The organism is Pseudomonas mucidolens (genome assembly GCF_900106045.1).
Lineage (GTDB): Bacteria > Pseudomonadota > Gammaproteobacteria > Pseudomonadales > Pseudomonadaceae > Aquipseudomonas > Aquipseudomonas mucidolens.
This window is the reverse complement of record NZ_LT629802.1, coordinates 5,092,969-5,110,863: the sequence shown is the minus strand read 5'-3', so window position 1 is coordinate 5,110,863 and position 17,895 is coordinate 5,092,969. Positions and strand designations below refer to the sequence as shown.

Below are 17,895 nucleotides of genomic sequence, written 5' to 3'. Positions count from 1 at the left end.
TCATGACCGATACCGCACGCGAAGGCGCCCAGAACCTCGGCGCAACCGAAGAAACCAGCGAGTTCGCCTCGCTGTTGCTGCAAGAATTCAAACCCAAGACCGAGCGCGCCCGTGAAGCGGTGGAAACCGCCGTGCGCACCTTGGCCGAACAGGCCCTGGCGCAGACAGACCTGGTGTCCAACGACGCCATCAAGTCGATCGAATCGATTATCGCCGCGATTGATGCCAAGCTCACCGCCCAGGTCAATCAGGTCATCCACCACCCGGATTTCCAGCAACTGGAAAGCGCCTGGCGTGGCCTGCACTATCTGGTCAACAACACCGAGAGCGATGAGCAGCTGAAGATTCGCGTGCTCAATATCTCCAAGACCGACCTGCACAAGACCCTGAAGAAATTCAAGGGCACCGCGTGGGACCAGAGCCCGATCTTCAAGAAGATGTACGAAGAGGAATACGGCCAGTTCGGCGGCGAACCTTACGGTTGCCTGGTGGGCGATTACTACTTCGACCAGTCGCCTCCCGACGTCGAATTGCTCGGCGAGCTGTCGAAAGTCTGCGCCGCCATGCACTCTCCGTTCATCGCTGCGGCATCGCCCACCGTGATGGGCATGGGTTCGTGGCAGGAACTGTCGAACCCGCGCGACCTGACCAAGATCTTCACCACTCCGGAATACGCTGGCTGGCGCGCGCTGCGTGAGTCGGAAGACTCGCGCTACATCGGCCTGACCATGCCGCGCTTCCTGGCGCGCCTGCCGTATGGCGCCAAGACCGATCCGGTGGAAGCCTTCGCCTTCGAAGAAAACACCGATGGCGCCGACAGTTCCAAGTACACCTGGGCCAACGCCGCGTACGCGATGGCGGTGAACATCAACCGCTCGTTCAAACATTTCGGCTGGTGCTCGCGCATCCGTGGCGTGGAGTCGGGTGGTGAAGTGGAAAACCTGCCGGCCCACACCTTCCCTACCGATGACGGCGGCGTGGACATGAAGTGCCCGACCGAAATCGCCATCAGCGACCGCCGTGAAGCGGAGCTGGCCAAAAACGGTTTCATGCCGTTGTTGCACAAGAAAAACACTGATTTTGCCGCGTTCATCGGCGCCCAGTCGTTGCAGAAACCAGCCGAATACGATGATCCGGACGCCACCGCCAACGCCAACCTGGCCGCGCGCCTGCCGTACCTGTTCGCCACCTGCCGCTTTGCGCACTACCTGAAGTGCATCGTGCGCGACAAGATCGGTTCCTTCAAAGAGAAGGACGAGATGCAGCGCTGGTTGCAGGACTGGATCCTCAACTACGTCGACGGTGACCCGGCGCACTCCACTGAAACCACCAAGGCCCAGCATCCATTGGCTGCCGCCGAAGTGATCGTAGAAGAAGTCGAAGGCAATCCCGGGTACTACAACTCCAAGTTCTACTTGCGACCGCACTACCAGCTCGAAGGGCTGACCGTGTCGTTGCGCCTGGTATCCAAACTGCCTTCTGCCAAAGGCGCGTAAAAATCGGGACCGACTCGCTCTCTGTAGGAGCGAGCGTGCTCGCGAAAAACTTGAAGGCGCCGCATTCATTCAGGATGCCAGCGTCATCGTTGACGACCTTCGCGAGCAACCTCGCTCCTACAGAGGTCGGCGACGCCCACAACGTCTGTGGCTGAGACCACACAGGGAGAAAACATGGCTGTTGATATTTTCATCAAGATCGGTGACATCAAGGGCGAGTCCATGGACAAGGCCCATAAGGACGAAGTCGACGTATTGAACTGGAGCTGGGGCATGTCCCAGTCCGGCAACATGCACGTCGGTGGTGGCGGTGGCGCAGGCAAGGTGAATATCCAGGACCTGTCGTTGACCAAGTACGTCGACAAAGCCTCGCCCAACCTGATGATGCATTGCGCCAGCGGCAAGCACATCGACAAGGTCAAGCTGACCGTGCGCAAGGCCGGCGGCGAAAACCAGGTCGAGTACATGATCATCAACCTGGAAGAAGTGCTGATCACGTCCCTGAGCACTGGCGGCTCGGGCAACGATGATCGCCTGACCGAAAACGTCACCCTGAACTTCGCCAAGGTGCTGGTGGACTACCAGCCGCAGAAAGCCGACGGCACCAAGGACGGCGGTCCGATCAAGTTCGGCTGGAACATCCGCCAGAACATCAAGGCGTAATCGAACATGCCCCCGGTGCCACATGCCGGGGGTGTTTGGTGCTTGCTCGAGTCCTGTCCTTTCCCACTGGTGTATGAGTCATGGCCAAGCCTTCGTTTATCAATTTGTGGAACAGCTATCCGCCCTATTCTTCCGACCATCCTCCGGCCTGTGACGGGCCTTGGGATAATCAGTGCGCTATCCGCATGAGCATCGCCCTGAACGGCGAGCACACCATCAAGGTCAACAGTTCGACCTACACCGAGCCCAAATGCGCGCATGGCCATGCGCGAGGCGCAGAGTCACTTGCCAACTGGCTGTGGCGCCATTACTTAGGTCGCCCGACAATCTTGACCGGTAGCGCCGAAGACCGTCGCACATTGCAACAGAAGACCGGAATCATCTTCTTCAAAGACTGCTTCAGACGATATGGAGAAAGCACCGAGGCCCGCTCAGGTGACCATATCGACGTATGGAGACGCGGACAGACCGGCAGCTACGATGACCCCGCACATGCCTCCAGGCAAGTCTGGTTCTGGGAGCTCACATGATCAAGCTATGGATATTGCCCCTATTTGCGGCTTGCGTTGTTTCCAGCCTGTCCGCCTGTGCAGAGCAGGCCCCGCCCTCAACGGCTGAGCTTGCCAAGGACAGGGTGATATTGGCTGGGCAGACGTTGATACTGGAAAATCACCAGCAACGTTGCGCATTGCGCAAACCCGACCAAAGCCTGCTGCAACTAGAAATCCCCTGGCCATGCAAATTCAGCCCGGACCGCAAGGGATTACCTCGTGTTGAAGCTGTCAGCGATAACGAACTGATCATCCTCGTCTATCACTCACAAGCAGAGCCCGAACCCAGCCGTAGTTGCACATCTCAATATCAGGCTGTCCGCCAGATCCAAGGCCGTCTGGAAACGTCCATCGTAGCCCAGAGTTCATTTTGCATGGGCGGCGTGATAGACCAGAAGCACTTCGTCGGACTTTTCCCGTGATAACCGAAATCGCCACCCGCGACCGCCTGCAACCCTCCCTGCTGGATCGGTTGACCGACGACGACCCAAGCAACCCCAAGGAAAGCGCGGACAAGCGCGTGCTGTCCCTGAGCCAGCTGAAAGCCTCGGTGCTGCGAGATCTTGCGTGGCTGCTCAACACCACCTCCCTGCTCAGCGCCGATGCGACGCTGCACACCCCGGCGGGGACCTCGGTGGTCAATTACGGCCTGCCGGCCCTGGCCGGCAACAGTGCCTCCAGCGTCGATATCAACGCCCTGGAAGCCTTGATCTACCAGGCGATTGCCACGTTTGAGCCACGCATCCTGCGCCACACCCTGCGGGTCAAGGCGCGGGTGGCCCACGGCGAGATGAACCACAATGCTCTGAGTTTCGAGATTGAAGGCGACCTGTGGGCGCAACCGGTGCCGTTGCGTCTGTTGCTGCAAACCGATCTGGACCTGGAGTCCGGCCACGTGCGCGTGGTCAATGCCGATCAGCGGAGACGCTCATGAATCCGCGCCTGCTCGAGCTGTACAACCAGGAACTGCACCACGTGCGCGAAAGCGCCGCGGAGTTCGCCAAGGAATACCCGAAGATCGCCAGTCGGCTGACCCTGTCCGGCATGGACTGCGCCGACCCGTATGTCGAGCGATTGCTCGAAGGCTTCGCCTACCTCACCGCACGCGTGCAGCTCAAGCTCGACGCCGAGTACCCGACCTTCACCCATAACCTGCTGGAGATCGCCTACCCGCACTACCTCGCGCCGACGCCGTCGATGACCGTGGTGCAGTTTCAGGCCGATCCCGACGAGGGCTCCCTCGCCGACGGCTTTCCACTGCCGCGAGGCACTGTCCTGCGCGCCGCATTAGGCCGTGAAAGCCAAACCTGCTGCGAGTATCGCACCGCGCATCCGGTGACGCTGTGGCCGCTGCGTGTCAGCCAGGCCGAGTACTTTGGCAATCCCTCCGCCGTACTCGGGCGCCTGGCCGCCAGCGAACCCAAGGCCAAGGCCGGGTTGCGACTGACCTTGCGCACCGGCGCTGAATTGCCGTTCAACAGCCTGGCCCTGAATGACCTGCCGCTGTACCTCAATGGCGCCGACGAGCAACCGTTTCGCCTCTACGAACAATTGCTGGGCAATGCCTGTGCGGTATTTGCGCGCAAGCCCGGAGGCGACTGGGTCGAGCGCCTGCCGCAGGACGCGCTGCGCTCACGCGGTTTCGACGATGCCGATGCGGCGATGCCGGTGGTCTCGCGGGCCTTCCAGGGGTATCGGTTGTTACAGGAATACTTTGCTCTGCCCCACCGCTTTCTGTTCGTTGAGATCGCGCAGTTGAGTCGTGCAGTGCAACGGTGCGACGGCCAGGAACTGGAACTGATCGTGCTGTTCGACCGCCATGAGCCGAGTCTGGAAGGCAGCGTTGGCGCGGCGCAGTTCGTACCGTTCTGCACCCCGGCGATCAACCTGTTCCCCAAGCGGGTGGACCGCATTCACTTGTCCGAGCGGGTCAACGAACACCATGTGATCGCCGACCGTACCCGGCCGATGGACTTCGAGATTCACTCCCTGAGCGGCATCACCGGCCATGGCACCGGGCCGGATCAGCCGTTCCTGCCGTTCTATGCCGTACGTGATCCGTCGCGCTACGGGCGCGACCTGGCCTATTACACCGTGCGCCGCGAGCCGCGCGTGCTGTCCAGCGACCAGCGCCGCAACGGTCCGCGCTCGACCTATGTGGGCAGCGAGACCTTTGTCAGCCTGGTCGACAGTCAACAGGCGCCCTACCGCCACGACCTGCGTCAGCTGGGCGTGACGGCGCTGTGCACCAACCGCGATTTGCCGTTGTTCATGAGCGTGGGCAATGGCAAGACTGACTTCACCCTGGCCGACAGTGCCCCAGTGCTGGCGGTGCGCTGCGTCGCCGGGCCCAGCCGCCCACGCGCCAGCCACGCCCACGATGCCAAGGCCTGGCGCCTGATCAGCCAGTTGTCACTCAACTACCTGTCCCTCAGTGAGCAAGGCCAGGGCGCCGCTGCGTTGCGTGAGTTGCTGCGCCTGTACGGCGACAGCAACGACGCCGCCCTGCAATTGCAAATCGAAGGCCTGCGCGAAGTCAGCAGCAAAGCCGTGACCCGACGCCTGCCGATGCCCGGCCCGATCGTGTTTGGCCGGGGCCTGGAAATCACCCTGGAATTTGACGAAAACGCGTTTCGCGGCACCGGCGTGTTCCTGCTCGGTGCGGTGTTCGAACGCTTTCTGGCACGCTACGTGTCGATCAACAGTTTTACCGAGACGGTGATCCGTACCACCGAACGCGGCGAGATCATGCGATGGAAAGCCAAGCCCGGACGCCGTCCGACCCTGTGAGTACCCTGGATGCGATGCATCAGCAGCCCTGGGAATATGACTTCTTCCAGGCGTTGCGGCGTATCGAGTGCGAATCGCCGGACCTACCGCGCCTGGGCCACTCCCTGCGCCTGGCGGATGACCCGCTGCGCCTCGGGCAACAGGCCGACTGCACCTTCGCCCCGGCCACCCTGGCCTCGGTCGAGCCGGGCGGCGACGACAAGCCGGCGCGTCTGGAGCAGTTCTTTTTCGGCCTCGGTGGCCCCAACGGCCCGCTGCCCCTGCACATCACCGAATACGTGCGCGAACGCCAGCGCAACAATGCCGACGGCACCAGCAAGCGCTTCCTGGATGTGTTCCACCATCGCCTGCTGACCTTGTTCTACCGGGCCTGGGCCGAGGCGCGGCCAACGGTCAGCCATGATCGCCCAGACGATGATTATTGGTCGGCACGCTTGGCGGCCCTGAGTGGCCGAGGCATGCCCAGCCTGCTGGAACAGGGCCAGATCCCCGACACCGCGAAACTGCATTACAGCGGCCACCTCAGCGCGCAAACCCGCTACCCCGACGGTTTGAAAGCAATCCTCGGCGAATACTTCGGCCTGCCGGTAGCGATCGAAGAATATGTCGGCCAATGGCTGGAACTGCCCGAGCGCAGCCGCGTCGGTGTCAGCGCCCACCAGCTCGGCATGGATTTTTGCCTGGGCAGCCACGTCTGGGATCGCCAGCATAAATTCCGCATTCGCCTGGGCCCGCTCACGCTCGATGACTACATGGGCATGTTGCCCGGCAGCCAGCCGTTCAACGAACTGGTGGCCTGGGTGGCCGAATACCTGGGCCATGAATTGGACTGGGACCTCAACCTGGTTCTGCAACAACCTGAAGTCCCCGCACTGAGGCTTAACGGCCAGTTCCGACTGGGCTTCAATACGTGGCTGGGCCAACCCGGACACGACGCCAACGACCTAATCCTGGCCCGGCATTACGCCGAACTGGCCACCACCTCAAGGAATCCAGAGCATGGGTGAAATCAGTCGCGCCGCATTGTTCGGCAAACTCAACAGCGTGGCCTACAAAGCCATCGAAGCCGCCACTGTGTTCTGCAAGCTGCGGGGCAATCCGTATGTGGAATTGGCCCACTGGTTTCACCAGTTGTTACAACTGCAGGACTCGGACCTGCACCGTATCATCCGTCAGTTCAACCTGGAGCCGGCGCGCCTGGCCCGCGACCTGACCGACGCCCTGGACCGCCTGCCCCGTGGCTCGACGTCGATCACTGACCTGTCGTCCCACGTCGAAGAAGCCGTGGAGCGCGGCTGGGTCTACGGCAGCCTGATGTTTGGCGAAAGCCAGGTGCGCACCGGTTACCTGGTGCTGGGGATTCTCAAGACCCCAAGCCTGCGCCATGCGCTGCTGGGCTTGTCGTCGGAATTCGACAAGATCAAGGCCGAAGCCCTGAGCGAGCGCTTTGACGAATACGTCGGCGACTCGCCGGAAAACGCCCTCGGCGCCAGCGATGGTTTCAATGCCGGCGCCGTGCCCGGTGAAGCCAGCGGCGCCATGGCCCCAAGCGCTATGGGCAAGCAGGAAGCCCTCAAGCGTTTCACCGTCGACCTGACCGAACAAGCCCGTAGCGGCAAGCTTGACCCGATCGTCGGGCGTGACGAAGAAATCCGCCAACTGGTGGACATCCTCATGCGTCGGCGTCAGAACAACCCGATCCTCACTGGCGAAGCCGGCGTCGGCAAGACCGCCGTGGTCGAAGGTTTCGCCCTGCGTATCGTCGCCGGCGACGTGCCGCCCGCGCTCAAGGATGTGGAACTGCGCAGTCTTGATGTGGGCCTGCTGCAGGCCGGCGCCAGCATGAAAGGCGAGTTCGAACAGCGTCTGCGTCAGGTCATCGAAGACGTCCAGGCCTCGCCCAAGCCGATCATCCTGTTTATCGATGAAGCCCACACCCTGGTGGGTGCCGGTGGCGCCGCCGGCACCGGCGATGCGGCCAACCTGCTGAAGCCGGCATTGGCCCGTGGCACCTTGCGCACCGTGGCCGCCACCACCTGGGCCGAGTACAAAAAACACATCGAAAAAGACCCGGCGCTGACCCGCCGCTTCCAGGTCGTACACGTCGCCGAGCCTGCCGAAGACAAAGCGCTGCTGATGATGCGCGGCGTGGCGTCGACCATGGAAAAACACCACCAGGTGCAAATCCTCGACGAAGCCCTGGAAGCCTCGGTCAAGCTGTCCCACCGCTATATTCCAGCACGTCAGTTGCCGGACAAATCCGTAAGTCTGCTGGACACCGCCTGTGCCCGCGTCGCCATCAGCCTGCACGCGGTTCCAGCGGAAGTGGACGATAGCCGCCGCCGCATCGAAGCGTTGGAAACCGAGCTGCAAATCATCGCTCGCGAGCACGCGATCGGCATCGCCATCGGCGCCCGTCAAACCAACAGCGAAGCCTTGCTGACGGCAGAGCGTGAGCGCCTGGCGAGCCTGGAAAGCCGCTGGGCTGAAGAGAAAACCCTGGTCGACGAACTGCTCGCCACCCGCGCCACGCTGCGGGAAAAAGCAGGCGTGGTCGACAGCGACGTCGGTACCGACGAGAGCCACACCCTGCGGGAAAAACTGCTGGACCTGCAACAGCGTCTCACCGCCTTGCAAGGTGAAACGCCATTGATCCTGCCGACCGTGGATTACCAGGCCGTGGCCTCGGTGGTCGCCGACTGGACCGGCATCCCGGTCGGTCGCATGGCGCGTAATGAACTGGAAACGGTACTTAACCTCGACCAGCACCTGAAGAAACGCATCATCGGCCAGGATCACGCCCTGCAGATGATCGCCAAGCGCATCCAGACCTCTCGCGCCGGCCTCGACAACCCGAGCAAGCCGATTGGTGTGTTCATGCTGGCCGGTACCTCCGGCGTAGGCAAGACCGAAACCGCCCTGGCCCTGGCCGAAGCCATGTACGGCGGCGAGCAGAACGTTATCACCATCAACATGAGCGAGTTCCAGGAAGCCCATACGGTGTCGACCCTCAAGGGCGCACCGCCGGGTTATATCGGGTATGGCGAAGGCGGCGTGCTGACTGAAGCGGTACGGCGCAAACCCTACAGCGTGGTGCTGCTGGACGAGGTGGAAAAGGCCCACCCGGATGTGCATGAAATCTTCTTCCAGGTCTTCGACAAAGGTGTGATGGAAGACGGCGAAGGCCGGGTGATCGACTTCAAGAACACCTTGATCCTGCTGACCACCAACGCCGGTACCGAACTGATTTCCCAGGTCTGCAAAGACCCGGCGAGCATCCCGGAACCTGAGGCCATTGCCAAGGCCCTGCGCCAACCACTGCTGGAGATTTTCCCGCCAGCGCTGCTCGGACGCCTGGTGACGATTCCTTACTACCCGCTGAGCGACGAGATGCTCAAGGCAATCACCCGCCTGCAACTCGATCGCATCAAGAAGCGCGTGGAGAACACCCACAAAGTCGCGTTCGATTACGACGCCGCGGTGATCGACCTGATTGTCTCGCGCTGCACCGAAACCGAAAGTGGCGGCCGCATGATCGACACCATCCTGACCAACAGCCTGTTGCCGGACATGAGCCGCGAGTTCCTCACGCGCATGCTGGAAGGCAAGGCCTTGGCGGGAGTGCGGATCAGCACGCGGGATAACGAATTACACTACGACTTCAGCGACGCGGCATAGCCAACGCCGCAATACCTGTAGGAGCAAGCTTGCTCGCGAAGGACTGGAAGGCGCCGCGTTCATTTAAGATGCCAGCGTCATCGTTAACGACCATCGCGAGCAAGCTCGCGCCTACAATTGAACGGGTTAACCGATGTTATTCAACCAAGCCTCACGCCTGGCCAAGATCACCAGCCCTCTCGGGCCGGATGTGCTGTTGCTCAATGAGATGGGCGGTGGCGAAGAGCTTGGGCGGCTGTTCAACTACGAGCTGCAACTGAACTCGCTGGACGCCAACATCGACCTCAACCAGTTGCTGGGCAAGCCGATGGGCCTGAACCTGCAACTGGCGAATGGCGGCGAGCGCTATTTCCATGGGATCGTCGCGCGCTGCAGCCAAAACATCGACCGTGGCCAATTCGCCAGTTATCAAGTGACGCTGCGCCCCTGGCTGTGGCTGTTGAGCCGGACCTCCGACTGCCGGATTTTCCAGAACCTGACGATCCCGCAGATCATCAAGCAAGTGTTCCGCGACCTGGGCTTTTCCGATTTTGAAGATGCCCTGAGCCGACCTTATCGCGAGTGGGAATACTGCGTGCAGTACCGCGAGACCAGCTTCGATTTCGTCAGCCGCCTGATGGAACAGGAAGGGATCTACTACTTCTTCCGCCACGAACAGGATCGCCATGTGCTGGTGCTGGCCGATGCCTACGGCGCTCACCTCACAGTGCCCGGCTACGAGTCGGTGCCCTACTACCCCAAGGACGAGCAGCAACGCGAACGCGACCATATGCACAACTGGCATCTCGCCCAGGAAGTGCAGCCCGGCTCGCTGGAACTCAACGACTACGACTTCCAGCGCCCCAGCGCGCGGATCGACGTGCGTTCGGCGATGCCCCGCCCGCACACTGCCGGTGACTATCCGCTGTATGACTATCCCGGCACCTACGTGCAAAGCGCTGACGGTGAACACTACGCCCGCACCCGCATCGAAGCCCTGCAAACCCTGCATGAACAAGTGGAATTCAGCGGTAACGCCCGCGGCCTGGGCTCCGGCCATCTGTTCAGCCTCACCGGCTTCAGTCGCCGCGACCAGAACCGTGAATACCTGATCGTCGGCGCGCGCTACTACATCACTCAGGAGAACCTGGAGTCCGGCGGCGGCGCCGCGTCGGCACAGTTCGAAAGCAGCCTGACCTGCATCGACGCGCAGCAGAGCTTCCGGCCGCTGGCCAACACCTACCGGCCCATTGTCAAAGGCCCGCAGACCGCACTGGTGGTGGGCCCCAAGGGCGAGGAGATCTGGACCGACCAGTATGGTCGGGTGAAGGTGCATTTCTATTGGGACCGCCACGACCAGTCCAACGAAAACAGCTCGTGCTGGATTCGCGTGTCGCAATCCTGGGCCGGGAAAAACTGGGGCTCGATGCAGATTCCACGAATCGGCCAGGAAGTGATCGTCAGCTTCCTGGAAGGCGATCCCGACCGGCCGATCATCACCGGGCGCGTGTACAACGCCGAACAGACGGTGCCCTATGACCTGCCGGAAAACGCCACCCAGAGCGGCATGAAAAGCCGTTCGAGCAAAGGCGGCACGCCCGCCAACTTCAATGAAATCCGCATGGAGGACAAGAAGGGACTGGAGCAGTTGTACATCCATGCCGAGCGCAACCAGGACATCGTGGTCGAGGTCGACGAAAGCCATTCGGTGGGCCACGACCGCAACAAGAGCATCGGCCATGACGAGACGGTGACCATCGGCAATAACCGCCTGCGCATCGTCAAGCAGGAAGACATCCTCTCGGTGGGCCAGAAGAAGACCGACAGCATCAGCCAGAGCTATGTCATCGAAGTCGGCGAGAACCTGCGCCTGGTCTGCGGTGAAAGCATTCTGGAGTTGAATGCCAGCGGGCAGATCAACCTCACGGGCGTGCAAATCAGCGTTTACGCCAGCGGCGATGCCGAGTTCAACACCGGCGGCGTGCTGCACCTGAACAACGGCGGCGGCCCCGGTGCCACGCCGGACGGCCAGGGCGTCAAGGCTGGCATCGACGCCAACATCAGCGCCGCGTTCCCCAAGGGCTAACCTCGAGATTTATCCGTCATGACTTACCGCATCAATGAATTCCAGTTCCAGCTGCCGCCCAGCGAGTTGCTGGACGCCACGATCAACATTCTCAAGTTCCCCGAGCTGGGCACGTCGCTTATCGTCAGCCGCAGCTTGCTGGCCGAGGGCGAAACCCTGCAAAGCAACCTCGACGACCAGCTCAAGCGCCTCGAGCAACAGGTACAGGACCTGCGTTGCCAACCGGGCGCCACCGTGCGCCTGGGGGCCAACCAGGAAGTCGAAGGCATCGAGCTGCGCAGCCGGTTCAACAAGGGCAATGAAAAAGTCTTCCAGTACCAGTTGGCGCTGGTGCTGCCAGGCACGCGCAAGATGCTTGCGCTGAGCTACGTGAAAGCCGAGAAACTCGGCGATGCCGAAGCCGCGCATTGGGCAACTATCAAGGGTTCGCTGCTGTTCGACGTCCCGGCCTGATGAGCGAACTGCATGTCTGACGCACTCTGGGCCGCCCGCATGGGCGACGCGCTCAATCACACCTCGATGATGGCCGACATTCTCGGCGGCGTGCTGGAGGTGGCGGCCAATATCGCCATCACTGCCCTGGCGACGGCTGCCGTGGTGGCGGCGACCGGTATCACCGTGGCCACCGGCGGGTTGGGTTGCTTCCTGCTTGGCGCGGTGGTGGGGACGGTCGTTGGCATCGCCATGAGCAAGACCGGCGCCGATAAAGGCCTGAGCGATATGTGCGAGGGCATTGGCAACGCGTTGTTTCCGCCCACGGTGCAGGCCAACATCCTCACCGGCTCCAAGGACACCTTCACCAACAACATCGCCTCGGCCCGCGCCGCCGGCGCCGTGATGTCGCATGTGGCGCCGGCCGGCACCGAACTGGAGATGCCCGAACCGGAAGAACAATCCGAGCCCAGTTACCTGGACATGGCCGGCAATTTCTTCTCGCAGATGTGGCGCCCCACCGTCGCCACGCCCGCCCCTGGCACCGAGACCCGGCCGGAAGACCTGGTGATCTGCACCAAGCACCCGCCGATGCCGCCGCAGTTCATGGCCGAAGGCTCGGACAAGGTCACCATCAACGGCCAGCCCGCGGTGCGCAGCGGCGATCGCAGCACCTGCGATGCAACGGTAGTGTCAGCCGGGCTGATTTCCTCGAACGTGACCATTGGCGGCGGTTCGGTGGTGGTGCGTGAGATCCGCAGCGGCAAGACCCCGGGCGTGGGCCTGGCGGTCACCGCGTTGCTGATGCTCAAGGGTGGCAAGGGCAAGTTCTTCAGCAAACTGCCGTGCATGCTGGCCGGGGGCGCGGCGTCGATGGCGGTCAGCAGCGCCATGGGCGCGGCGGCCAATGCCGCCATGGGCTCGTCGAACCCGGTGCATGCCGCGACCGGCGCCAAGGTGCTGGGTCGCGATGAAGAGCTGGACTTCGTCTTGCCCGGCGTGCTGCCGATCGACTGGCAGCGCTTCTACAACAGCCGCGACGAACGCTCGGGCAGCCTGCTGGGTGCGGGCTGGAGCGTGCCCTATGAAGTGTGCGTCGAGAGCCGTCCGCACCCCGAAGGCGGCGAAACCCTGGTCTACACCGACGAACAGGCGCGGCCCATCGACATGGGCTCGATCCCGTTGGGCGGCGCGGTGTTCAGCCCCGGTGAAGGTCTCGCCGTGCGACGCCACCTCAACGGGCAGGTGCTGATCGAAAGCGATGACGGCCTGTATCGTCTGTTCGAACCTACGCCAGCCAGCCCCTCACGGCTGCGCCTGAGCCAGCTCGGCGACCGTAACGACAACCGCATCTTCCTCGATTACGACGATGCCGGACGCCTGATACGCCTGCGCGATACCTTCGATCGGGTGCACGTCGAGCTGATCCGCGAAGGCGAACGCCTCAGCCGCCTGGAACGCCTCTACCCCGACCAACAGCGCGAAGTGCTGGTCAGCTACGCCTACGACGCGGCGCACAACCTGAGCGAAGTGCGCGACGCCAGCGGCCAGGTGCAACGGCGCTTCAGCTACGACGCCGGCCAGCGCATGGTCGAACACCAACTGCCCACAGGGCTGCGTTGCTTCTACGAATGGGCGTTGATCGACGAGCTGGAATGGCGCGTGGTCCGCCACTGGACCGACGAGGGCGACGCCTACCAGTTCGACTATGACCTCAAGGCCGGCCTCACCCGCATCACCGACGGTTTGCAGCGGGTCAGCACGCGGCAGTGGAACAGCCAGCACCAGATCACCCGCTACAGCGACAACCTCGGCCAGACCTGGCTGTTCGAGTGGAACGACGAACGCCAGATGCTCAGCGCCACCGATCCGCAAGGTGGGCGCTATGCATACAGCTACGATGAAGCTGGCAACCTGATCGGCGAAACCGATCCGTTGGGCCGCAGCGATTCGACGTTATGGCTGGAACACTGGGCCCTGCCGCTGGTAGACACCGACGCCGCTGGCCACAGCTGGAAATACCGCTACGATCAGCGCGGCAACTGCACCGCCGAAACCGATCCGCTGGGGCATGTCACCCGCTACCGCTACGACGCCCACGGCCAAGTAGTGGAAATCATCGACGCCAGCGGCAAAAGCAAAAAGCTGCGCTGGAATCCCTTCGGCCAATTGGTGGAACACATCGATTGCTCGGGCTACCCGACACGCTTCAGCTACGACCAGCGCGGCTATTTACAGACCATCACCGACGCCCTCGGCGAGCGCACCCAGTTCAGCTACGACGCCCAGGGGCGTTTGCTCAGCAGCCAATTGCCGGACGGCCGCACCGAGCACTACCAACGCGACATCGCCGGGCAGTTGACTGGCTACACCGACCCCGCCGGGCACACCACGCTCTACCAACACAACCGCCGCGGCCAGGTCCGCCAGCGCACCGACGCCCACGGGCGGCAGGTGCAATTCGGCTACGACAGCTACGGGCGGCTGCAAACGCTGACCAACGAAAACGGCGAGCGTTATCGGTTCGCCTGGGATGCCGGCGATCGGCTAACCGAGCAGCAGGATCTGGACGGCAGCGCCAAGCGCTACGCCTACGATTTACTCGACAACGTCGCGGCGCTGACGGCGCTCCCCGCGCCCTACGGCACGGGCCTGGCAGTCATTCCCGAAGCGCCGCCAGCGCCCATCGTCCACCGCCTGGAACGCGACGCCGTGGGCCGACTGATCGCCAAGGTCACCGACGATGGCCGCACCGAATACACTTACGATGCGCTGGACCAGCTCACCGCCGTCACCTTCACCGACCTGCACGGCACCGCGCAAACCCTGGGTTTTGCCTACGACCCGCTCGGCCAATTGCTCAGCGAACACAGCGCCACCGGCAGCCTGCAGCATCACTACGACGAACTCGGCAACCTGATCCAGAGCCAACTGCCCGACGGCCGCTGGCTCAATCGCCTGTACTACGGCAGCGGCCACCTGCACCAGATCAACCTCGACGGCCAGGTCATCAGCGACTTCGAACGCGACCGCCTGCACCGCGAAGTGCTGCGCACCCAAGGCCAGATCAGCACCCGCAGCGAATACGACCGCGCCGGCCGCCTGCGCGCCCGCCAACGCCGCCACAGCAGCCAACCCGCGCTGATGCCGGCGGCGCTGCAAAAACACTTCGAGTACGACCCCGCCGACAACCTGATCGGCAAACTCGACCAACAACCCGCCGCGCAACAGCGCCAACTGCTGCACTACGACGCCACCGGCCGCATCATCGCAAGCCAGGACAGCCAGCACGGCCAGCGCGAAACCTTCGCCTACGACGCCGCCGCCAACCTGCTCGACGGCCCGCAAACCGGTGCCGGGCTGGTGGTGCACAACAAACTGCTGACCTACCAGGACAAGCGCTACCGGTACGACGCTTTTGGCCGAATGATCGAAAAACGCAGCGCCACACGCGGCCTGCAACGCTTCGCCTACGACGCCGAAAGTCGCCTGATCGAAGTGCGCAACGACAACGCCAGCGTGGTCAAAATGACCTACGACCCGCTGGGCCGGCGCATCGAAAAGACCGAACACGGCAACGACGGTTATCCCCTCGGCGAAACCCGCTTCACCTGGGACGGCCTGCGGCTGCTGCAGGAACACAAACACAGCCAGACCAGCCTTTATGTTTACGAAGACGAAGGCTACCAACCCCTGGCCCGCGTCGACGGCAACGGCGCGCTGCAAAAAATCCGCTACTACCACAACGACCTCAACGGCCTGCCGGAACAACTCACCGAAGCGGATGGGCATAACGTTTGGCAAGCGACGTATCGGGTGTGGGGCAACACGCTGGAAGAAGTGCGCGAGCCGTATTACATCGAGGAGCAGAACCTAAGGTTTCAGGGCCAGTATCTGGACCGGGAAACGGGCCTGCATTTTAATACGTTTCGGTTTTATGATCCGGATGTGGGACGGTTTACGACGCCGGATCCGATCGGGTTGCTGGGTGGATTTAATCTGTACCAGTATGCACCCAATACGTCCGGGTGGATCGATCCGCTTGGCCTGCTCAAAGAAGGTGAAGTGGCAGGTTACGGTGCAAAGGCTCACAAAAATGATGGGCTGGAAGCACATGAGATTGTCCGCAATAAATTTTTGGAAGAAAAAGGTATCGCCAAAGGTCGGCGTTACAAAGGCAACCCATCCATAGCGCTATCGCCCAAGCATCACGACATGGTACATGCTGAGGAAAATCGTTTGCGGCGCGCTCGCGGAATGGGGGCCAATCAGATGTTTAAGCGTGGGAAGCTGGAGATTCGCCTCATGTCCCAAGCTATACACAACTCATTGGTCAAAACCGGCATCATCACACAACAACAGGCCAGAACGGCGAGGCGCTCTGCCGCGTCATTCGCCAAACGAAAAGGTTGTTTCTAAAGGATCACAGGCTATGGGCATCAATCAAATTATTCTCTCAGAGCAGGACCACAACCTTGGACAAATAGGCGGGGGGGCATGGCTGACAGATCTTGATCTGTGGCCTAAACACCCGCAAACCGGCCAGTTGATGCTGCCTGTGATTACGATGAACTCGACTTTCTTGGGCGTCCCATTCATACCCTCCGGGATGGCCCTGACGGTATTCGTCTGCGTTGAGCGCAATGAAGAAACCTACACGCGCTCCTCGGTACGCAAGTTGACGGTCCATCAACAAAGTGAGATGGAAAAACTCCAACTTGGCCACAGCTGCGTCCTGCTTCACACGTTGGCAACGTCTGAACTCACACCTGCTACGTTAGTTGATCCGATTCCACGAACATACATTGCCCAGCAGCCACTCACTCCCGAACAGATGGAGGAGGAGCTGGAGGACTTGGACAGTGGCGCGGGGATCAGTAAGGCTCTAGGTCGGCCCGCATGGTTGCAAGACCCCTTGTATGAAAGCCCTCGCTACTACTTTTTGGCTCAGCTAATCGACGCCGATATCGCAAAAATAAGCTCTCGACACGAAGGAATATTCGGTGGAGGTATCGGCTATATATTTGCCGATAATCGGGCGAAAAAGATGAAAGAAGGGGAGGTAGGTGGCTATTTCCTAGTTCAATTTACGTGAGTACATAGAGCAGGAATTATACTGTCACCTGATACGGCGTCGGGAGCGAGACCGCAACATACATTGGGGACCAGCGCCAACTGCTGCACTACGACGGCTTCGGCCGGATGATCAAAAAACGCAGCGCCAAACGCGGCCTGCAACGCTTCGCCTACGACGCCGAAAGTCGCCTGATCGAAGTGCGCAACGACAACGCCAGCGTGGTCAAAATGACCTACGACCCATTGGGCCGGCGCATCGAAAAAACCGAACACGGCAGCGACGGTTATCCCCTCGGCGAAACCCGCTTCACCTGGGACGGCCTGCGCCTGCTGCAGGAACACAAACACAGCCAGACCAGCCTTTATGTTTACGAAGACGAAGGCTACCAACCCCTGGCCCGCGTCGACGGCAACGGCCCGCTGCAAAAAATCCGCTACTACCACAACGATCTGAACGGACTACCGGAACAACTGACGGAAGCGGATGGGCATAACGTTTGGCAAGCAACGTATCGGGTGTGGGGCAACACGCTGGAAGAAGTGCGCGAGCCGTATTACATCGAGGAGCAGAACCTAAGGTTTCAGGGCCAGTATCTGGACCGGGAGACGGGGCTGCACTTTAATACGTTTCGGTTTTATGATCCGGATGTGGGACGGTTTACGACGCCGGATCCGATTGGGTTGGAAGGTGGTCTCAATCTTTATCAATACGCACCAAACCCTATTGGTTGGGCGGATCCTTGGGGCTGGGCGTTTGCAGGGGTGGACTTCACTGGAAGCAGTGATCTGTATCCGATTAAAGGTTCACAAAAAAATATCGTGACCATCAAGATGCAAGGCTCAAGACCGCGCGACTTTACTCAAGCCTACGAAGAGGCCGGCATTCCTAAAAGTGCTAAGAAGCACTATACCTGGCACCACGTTGATGACTTCGATCCTAAAACGGGCAACACAACGATGCAACTGATCCGAAAATCTGCCCATGAGGCCACATACCCCCATGGAGGCTCAGTTGCTCAATATGAAAAACATTTCAAGGTTAAATACGGCAGCAGTGAGTCAGTCCTTGAAGCATCAAAAAAAGGATGGCTCGCCAACAAGATTCCCAACCGCAAAACCAAACCTGGGCGCTGCTCATAATTGG

At 61.2% G+C, this 17,895-nt stretch carries 13 protein-coding genes and 1 pseudogene; all 14 read left to right on the top strand.

What is annotated here, in order from left to right; genetic code table 11:
- Nucleotides 1-2 precede the first annotated feature (2 nt).
- The gene (gene tssC / locus BLU75_RS23470) at nt 3-1,496 is read left to right on the top strand and encodes a type VI secretion system contractile sheath large subunit (RefSeq protein ID WP_084381564.1); all 1,494 of its coding nucleotides are present in this window, start codon (nt 3-5) and stop codon (nt 1,494-1,496) included.
- A gap of 174 nt (nt 1,497-1,670) precedes the next feature.
- Complete coding sequence (locus tag BLU75_RS23465; RefSeq protein WP_084381565.1) at nt 1,671-2,159, top strand: Hcp family type VI secretion system effector; 489 nt, start codon at nt 1,671-1,673, stop codon at nt 2,157-2,159.
- An 80-nt stretch (nt 2,160-2,239) separates the two neighbouring features.
- Nucleotides 2,240-2,689: a type VI secretion system amidase effector protein Tae4 gene (locus BLU75_RS23460; protein ID WP_084381566.1), complete on the top strand. Its 450-nt coding sequence runs from the start codon at nt 2,240-2,242 to the stop codon at nt 2,687-2,689.
- The gene (locus tag BLU75_RS23455) at nt 2,686-3,132 is read left to right on the top strand and encodes a hypothetical protein (RefSeq protein ID WP_084381567.1); all 447 of its coding nucleotides are present in this window, start codon (nt 2,686-2,688) and stop codon (nt 3,130-3,132) included. The genes BLU75_RS23460 and BLU75_RS23455 overlap by 4 nt, the downstream gene beginning before the upstream one ends.
- Nucleotides 3,129-3,644, top strand: a complete 516-nt coding sequence (gene tssE, locus BLU75_RS23450) for a type VI secretion system baseplate subunit TssE (protein WP_084381568.1) — start codon at nt 3,129-3,131, stop codon at nt 3,642-3,644. Before BLU75_RS23455 ends, tssE begins: the two co-directional genes overlap by 4 nt.
- Complete coding sequence (gene tssF, locus BLU75_RS23445) at nt 3,641-5,500, top strand: type VI secretion system baseplate subunit TssF (protein ID WP_084381569.1); 1,860 nt, start codon at nt 3,641-3,643, stop codon at nt 5,498-5,500. Before tssE ends, tssF begins: the two co-directional genes overlap by 4 nt.
- Entirely contained in the window at nt 5,464-6,507 is a 1,044-nt protein-coding gene (gene tssG / locus BLU75_RS23440; protein WP_084381570.1) for a type VI secretion system baseplate subunit TssG, read from the top strand. Before tssF ends, tssG begins: the two co-directional genes overlap by 37 nt.
- On the top strand, nt 6,500-9,178 hold the full coding sequence (gene tssH, locus BLU75_RS23435; RefSeq protein WP_084381571.1) for a type VI secretion system ATPase TssH: 2,679 nt from the start codon (nt 6,500-6,502) through the stop codon (nt 9,176-9,178). Before tssG ends, tssH begins: the two co-directional genes overlap by 8 nt.
- Nucleotides 9,179-9,311: 133 nt before the next feature.
- Nucleotides 9,312-11,243: a type VI secretion system Vgr family protein gene (locus BLU75_RS23430; RefSeq protein WP_084381572.1), complete on the top strand. Its 1,932-nt coding sequence runs from the start codon at nt 9,312-9,314 to the stop codon at nt 11,241-11,243.
- Between the two features lie 18 nt (nt 11,244-11,261).
- The gene (locus BLU75_RS23425; protein ID WP_084381573.1) at nt 11,262-11,696 is read left to right on the top strand and encodes a DcrB-related protein; all 435 of its coding nucleotides are present in this window, start codon (nt 11,262-11,264) and stop codon (nt 11,694-11,696) included.
- A 12-nt stretch (nt 11,697-11,708) separates the two neighbouring features.
- Entirely contained in the window at nt 11,709-16,094 is a 4,386-nt protein-coding gene (locus tag BLU75_RS23420; protein ID WP_231982589.1) for an RHS repeat-associated core domain-containing protein, read from the top strand.
- A 13-nt stretch (nt 16,095-16,107) separates the two neighbouring features.
- On the top strand, nt 16,108-16,770 hold the full coding sequence (locus tag BLU75_RS23415; protein WP_084381786.1) for a hypothetical protein: 663 nt from the start codon (nt 16,108-16,110) through the stop codon (nt 16,768-16,770).
- An 89-nt stretch (nt 16,771-16,859) separates the two neighbouring features.
- Nucleotides 16,860-17,501, top strand: a pseudogene (locus BLU75_RS28415) (RHS repeat domain-containing protein); the annotation flags it as partial.
- 81 nt (nt 17,502-17,582) lie between these two features.
- Complete coding sequence (locus BLU75_RS28410) at nt 17,583-17,891, top strand: HNH endonuclease (RefSeq protein WP_373863676.1); 309 nt, start codon at nt 17,583-17,585, stop codon at nt 17,889-17,891.
- Nucleotides 17,892-17,895 lie beyond the last annotated feature (4 nt).

Coding starts and splice junctions, on each gene's coding strand:
- BLU75_RS23430 (WP_084381572.1), top strand. CDS start 9,312: ATGTTATTCAACCAAGCCTCACGCCTGGCCAAGATCACCAGCCCTCTC.
- BLU75_RS28410 (WP_373863676.1), top strand. CDS start 17,583: ATGCAAGGCTCAAGACCGCGCGACTTTACTCAAGCCTACGAAGAGGCC.
- BLU75_RS23425 (WP_084381573.1), top strand. CDS start 11,262: ATGACTTACCGCATCAATGAATTCCAGTTCCAGCTGCCGCCCAGCGAG.
- BLU75_RS23465 (WP_084381565.1), top strand. CDS start 1,671: ATGGCTGTTGATATTTTCATCAAGATCGGTGACATCAAGGGCGAGTCC.
- tssC (WP_084381564.1), top strand. CDS start 3: ATGACCGATACCGCACGCGAAGGCGCCCAGAACCTCGGCGCAACCGAA.
- BLU75_RS23415 (WP_084381786.1), top strand. CDS start 16,108: ATGGGCATCAATCAAATTATTCTCTCAGAGCAGGACCACAACCTTGGA.
- tssF (WP_084381569.1), top strand. CDS start 3,641: ATGAATCCGCGCCTGCTCGAGCTGTACAACCAGGAACTGCACCACGTG.
- tssH (WP_084381571.1), top strand. CDS start 6,500: ATGGGTGAAATCAGTCGCGCCGCATTGTTCGGCAAACTCAACAGCGTG.
- BLU75_RS23460 (WP_084381566.1), top strand. CDS start 2,240: ATGGCCAAGCCTTCGTTTATCAATTTGTGGAACAGCTATCCGCCCTAT.
- tssG (WP_084381570.1), top strand. CDS start 5,464: ATGGAAAGCCAAGCCCGGACGCCGTCCGACCCTGTGAGTACCCTGGAT.
- BLU75_RS23420 (WP_231982589.1), top strand. CDS start 11,709: ATGTCTGACGCACTCTGGGCCGCCCGCATGGGCGACGCGCTCAATCAC.
- BLU75_RS23455 (WP_084381567.1), top strand. CDS start 2,686: ATGATCAAGCTATGGATATTGCCCCTATTTGCGGCTTGCGTTGTTTCC.